The sequence below is a fragment of the Massilistercora timonensis genome (assembly GCF_048354975.1).
Taxonomy (GTDB): domain Bacteria; phylum Bacillota; class Clostridia; order Lachnospirales; family Lachnospiraceae; genus Massilistercora; species Massilistercora timonensis.
Genome location: NZ_DBGCJQ010000122.1, coordinates 1 through 4,371, shown reverse-complemented (window position 1 = coordinate 4,371; position 4,371 = coordinate 1). Strand labels below are relative to the sequence as shown.

Here is a 4,371-nt window from a genome sequence, read left to right as displayed (position 1 = left end):
CGCTTAAAAAGGCCGGATTCGGGCACATTCCGGTGATCTCCATCAACCTAAGCGGCCTGGAAGGCAACCCGGGATTCAAGATTACGCCTTCCCTGGCCCTGCGTGGAATCTATGCGGCGATCTTCGGAGACATCTTCATGAAATGCGTCTACCGGTTGCGGCCTTACGAGGCAGTGCCTGGCTCTGCCAATGCTATGCACGAAAAGTGGAAGGGCGTCTGCAAGGAGTTCCTCTCCCAAGGCTATCCTTCCAGGAGGAGGTTCAAGCAATTATGCCGGGAGATTATCGAGGACTTCGACAATAACCTGGAACTGCTGGATGTGAAGAAGCCGCGGGTAGGCGTGGTAGGCGAGATTCTGGTGAAGTTCCTTCCCGCCGCCAATAATCATCTGGTGGATCTGCTGGAGAGCGAGGGGGCCGAGGCCGTGGTGCCTGATCTTCTGGACTTCCTGCTCTACTGCTTCTACAACCAGAACTTCAAAGTGTCCCACCTGGGCATGAAGAAGTCCAAGGCGACCATGGGAAATCTTGGCATCAAGGCGTTAGAATGGTTCCGGGCACCTGCCACAGAAGCGTTTAAGAAGAGCCGGCATTTTGATCCACCGGCAAAGATTGACGAACTTGGCAAGATGGCTTCCGAGATCGTATCTCTTGGCAACCAGACCGGCGAGGGATGGTTCCTCACCGGCGAGATGCTGGAGCTGATCCACAGCGGAGCGCCTAACATTGTGTGCACCCAGCCTTTTGCCTGCCTCCCCAACCATGTGGTAGGAAAAGGCGTGATCAAAGAACTGCGCCGGCTCTACCCTGAGTCCAACATCGTGGCCATCGACTTTGACCCCGGCGCCAGCGAAGTCAACCAGTTAAACCGGATCAAGCTTATGCTTTCCACGGCCAATAAGAACCTGAAGGCCCAGACAGCAGAAGAATCTGAACAAACTGAGGAAAGCGCATAAATTTACATAAAAAAGAGAAGCCATTTTGCAGGCTTCTCTTTTTCAACCTATAGATTTTCCACCTGGATCTGGCACATCTTCATGGCCTCCAGCGCGTTCTCATGACTCTCTGGCGTCACTCCCGCGCAGCAGGAAGCGTCCACGATCACCGGCACTTCCGGGAAGAAGGCCTTCAGCAGCATGGCGTTGGAGATCACACAGATATCCGTACAAAGCCCCACCAGCGTGATGGACTCGATCAGGTTCCCGTCCGCCTCTACTTCCTCATCCAGCATGGCTTCTTTCAGGCCATAACATAGTTCTACACTGCCAAAGGTGGGTTTATTGTAAATGTGATCCCCGGCCAGCTCCCGGATCTCGGGCACCAGTTCCCATCCTTCCGTACCAAGGATACAGTGGGGTACCGGCAGCAACTTCCCCTCCTGGGTATCCAGATAATTCTTCTCATGGGTGTCTCTTGTATAGTAGACCTCCCCGTCAAAATTTCGGATCTTCTCTACTACTTTTGGAACAATGTCCTGGGCTTCTTTTGTCCCCAGGGCTCCGTCCACAAAATCCTTCTGCATATCTACCACTACCAGTACTTTCATAGGGCCACCTCCATCTGTCCTGTCCGTATTATTCCATATTGCCCGGGAAACGGGGGATCCCGTCAAATCCGGTCTTCAGATCCTCATCCGAAGGAATATAATCCTCCATCTGTCCGTTATGGAACTTCTCATAAGCAACCATATCAAAATACCCGGTTCCCGTCAAGCCGAACACGATGGTCTTCTCTTCTCCCGTCTCCTTGCACTTCATAGCCTCGTCCATAGCCACCTTGATGGCATGGCTGCTCTCCGGTGCAGGAAGGATGCCCTCGATCCGGGCAAACTGCTCTGCCGCCGCGAACACTGACGTCTGCTCCACCGAGCGGGCTTCCATATACCCGTCCGCATAGAGCTGGGACAGGATGGGGCTCATACCGTGATAGCGAAGGCCTCCCGCATGGTTGGGTGAGGGGATGAACCCGCTTCCCAGCGTATACATCTTGGCCAGCGGGCACACCATTCCGGTATCGCAGAAGTCATAGGCATAAACGCCTCTGGTCATGCTGGGACAGGAAGCCGGCTCCACTGCGATAAAATGATAATCCTTCTCGCCCCGCAGCTTCTCTCCCATAAATGGCGCGATCAGGCCGCCCAGGTTGGATCCTCCTCCGGCGCAGCCAATGATGATATCCGGCGTCACACCATATTTATCCAGAGCCAGCTTGGTCTCCATACCAATGATGGACTGGTGGAGCACCACCTGGTTCAGTACGCTTCCCAGCACATACCGGTATCCCTCGCTTCCAAGGGCTACCTCAACAGCCTCTGAGATGGCGCAGCCAAGGCTTCCCGAAGTTCCCGGATGTTCTGCCCGGATCTTCCGGCCCACCTCTGTTTCCATGGAGGGGGAGGGAGTCACGCTGGCCCCGTAGGTGCGCATTACTTCCCGGCGGAAGGGCTTCTGTTCATAGGAGCATTTCACCATAAATACTTTACAGTCCAGCTTTAGGTAAGCGCAGGCCATGGCAAGGGCTGTTCCCCATTGGCCGGCTCCCGTTTCTGTGGTCACGCCCTTCAGCCCCTGTTTCTTGGCGTAGTAGGCCTGGGCGATGGCGGAGTTCAGCTTGTGACTGCCGCTGGTGTTGTTTCCCTCGAACTTATAGTAGATCTTCGCCGGCGTCTGCAGCCGTTCTTCCAGACAGTAGGCCCGCACCAGCGGAGCGGGACGGTACATCTTGTAGAAGTCCCGGATCTCGCGGGGGATCTCAATGTAGCGGTTCTCATTGTCCAGCTCCTGGTCCACCAGATCTTTACAGAATACCACGGAAAGTTCCTCTGCGGTCATAGGCTCATGGGTAGCCGGATTAAGAAGGGGCGCCGGCTTGCTCTTCATATCGGCGCGCACATTATACCATTCCTTGGGCATCTCGCTCTCTTCCAGGTAGATCTTGTAGGGGATTTTCTGTTCTTTCATGTTGGTTCTCCTTTCTGCTCACTGGTTTTCCTGGGAAAGGGTACCTTCTGTGCAAATAAAAAATACCCTTATCCCATACAAATTACTTTGCAGGGACAAGAGTATCAAAAATCAACTCCTGCGGTGCCACCCGGCTTGATATATCTTGCGATATACCCACTCATACGTACCATCATACGCTGGTTTTGATAACGGAGACCTGCTCCGGCCCGCTTACTTGAAATCTTTCAGCTCGCCCTCGGAAGTCCATTCTCCATGATCTCATCCGCTGCAATCCCACCATCTGCAGCTCTCTGAAGGTTCCAATCACGGATACTTACTCTTCCTCAACGGTTTTCTATACTTTATCACGGTGACGTGGCGTTGTCAAGAGATTTATGCAAGTTTTTCCTTTGCAGCCTGAGCCAGTGTAGCGAAGCCTTCTGCGTCGTTCACTGCCATCTCAGCCAGCATCTTGCGGTTCATGTCGATGTTCGCCAGCTTCAGGCCGTGCATGAACTTGCTGTAGGACAGTCCGTTCATTCTGGCAGCAGCGTTGATACGGGCGATCCACAGCTGACGCATCTGGCGCTTGCGCTGTTTTCTTCCTGCGTATGCAGTTGCCAGAGCTCTCATTACAGACTGTTTTGCAACACGGTACTGTTTGGAGCGGGCTCCTCTGTATCCTTTTGCCAGTTTCAATACTCTATTGTGTTTCTTCTTAGCGTTTAATCCGCCTTTGATTCTTGCCATGTCTTATTCCTCCTTCAACTTTCCTGCCAGATCTTATAAATATGGCATTGCTTTCTTCATGTTCTTTACGTTGGTTGCGTCCGTGATGGTAGCCTTTCTCAGGTTTCTCTTTCTCTTCGCGGACTTCTTTGTTAAGATATGGCTCTTGTAAGCTTTGTTTCTCTTTAACAGTCCTGTACCTGTCTTCTTAAAGCGCTTTGCAGCAGCCCGATTTGTTTTCATTTTTGGCATAATGAATTCCTCCTTGCGTTTGTGTGAATATATTTTTAACGTTTTTCAGTTAAAACCATGCTCATGTTCCTGCCTTCCAGTTTGGCAGGTTTCTCTACAACAGCCAGATCTTCCACCAGTTTGGCAAAATCATCCAGGATGTGCTTGCTCTGCTGAACGTGGGCCATCTCACGGCCTCTGAAACGCAGCGTCACCTTTACCTTATTGCCTTTGCTGAGGAACTTCCTTGCGTTGTTCACCTTGGTGTTCAGATCGTTGGTGTCGATATTGGGCGAAAGCCGTACTTCCTTGATCTCCACCGTCTTCTGTTTCTTTCTGGCCTCTTTTTCCTTTCTGGCCTGCTCATAGCGGTATTTTCCGTAATCGATGATCTTACATACCGGTGGTTTAGCAGTTGGTGCGATCTTTACCAGATCCAGTTCTGCTTCCTGTGCCAGCTTGAAAGCGT

General features: G+C 52.1%; 5 protein-coding genes and 1 pseudogene. 1 reads left to right on the top strand and 5 read right to left on the bottom strand.

Annotated elements, in window-relative coordinates:
- Nucleotides 1-956: pseudogene (locus ACML7B_RS10590) on the top strand (2-hydroxyglutaryl-CoA dehydratase); the annotation flags it as partial.
- A 47-nt stretch (nt 957-1,003) separates the two neighbouring features.
- Here the strand turns inward: ACML7B_RS10590 and ACML7B_RS10585 are convergent.
- The 5 genes from ACML7B_RS10585 to infC form a co-directional block, all read right to left on the bottom strand.
- Nucleotides 1,004-1,546, bottom strand: a complete 543-nt coding sequence (locus ACML7B_RS10585) for a cysteine hydrolase family protein (RefSeq protein ID WP_418541164.1) — start codon at nt 1,544-1,546, stop codon at nt 1,004-1,006.
- Between the two features lie 28 nt (nt 1,547-1,574).
- Nucleotides 1,575-2,960, bottom strand: coding sequence for a TrpB-like pyridoxal phosphate-dependent enzyme (locus tag ACML7B_RS10580; RefSeq protein ID WP_418541163.1), 1,386 nt, complete (start codon nt 2,958-2,960; stop codon nt 1,575-1,577).
- A 375-nt stretch (nt 2,961-3,335) separates the two neighbouring features.
- Nucleotides 3,336-3,692, bottom strand: coding sequence for a 50S ribosomal protein L20 (rplT, locus tag ACML7B_RS10575; protein WP_106788101.1), 357 nt, complete (start codon nt 3,690-3,692; stop codon nt 3,336-3,338).
- Nucleotides 3,693-3,725: 33 nt separating this feature from the next.
- Entirely contained in the window at nt 3,726-3,923 is a 198-nt protein-coding gene (gene rpmI, locus ACML7B_RS10570) for a 50S ribosomal protein L35 (RefSeq protein ID WP_106788100.1), read from the bottom strand.
- Between the two features lie 35 nt (nt 3,924-3,958).
- The coding region (gene infC / locus ACML7B_RS10565; RefSeq protein WP_418541162.1) for a translation initiation factor IF-3 at nt 3,959-4,371 on the bottom strand (413 nt) is incomplete at its 5' end.

Bases quoted from the DNA above. Each gene is read 5' to 3' on its own strand.
- ACML7B_RS10585 (WP_418541164.1), bottom strand. From the start codon at position 1,546: ATGAAAGTACTGGTAGTGGTAGATATGCAGAAGGATTTTGTGGACGGA.
- ACML7B_RS10580 (WP_418541163.1), bottom strand. From the start codon at position 2,960: ATGAAAGAACAGAAAATCCCCTACAAGATCTACCTGGAAGAGAGCGAG.
- rplT (WP_106788101.1), bottom strand. From the start codon at position 3,692: ATGGCAAGAATCAAAGGCGGATTAAACGCTAAGAAGAAACACAATAGA.
- rpmI (WP_106788100.1), bottom strand. From the start codon at position 3,923: ATGCCAAAAATGAAAACAAATCGGGCTGCTGCAAAGCGCTTTAAGAAG.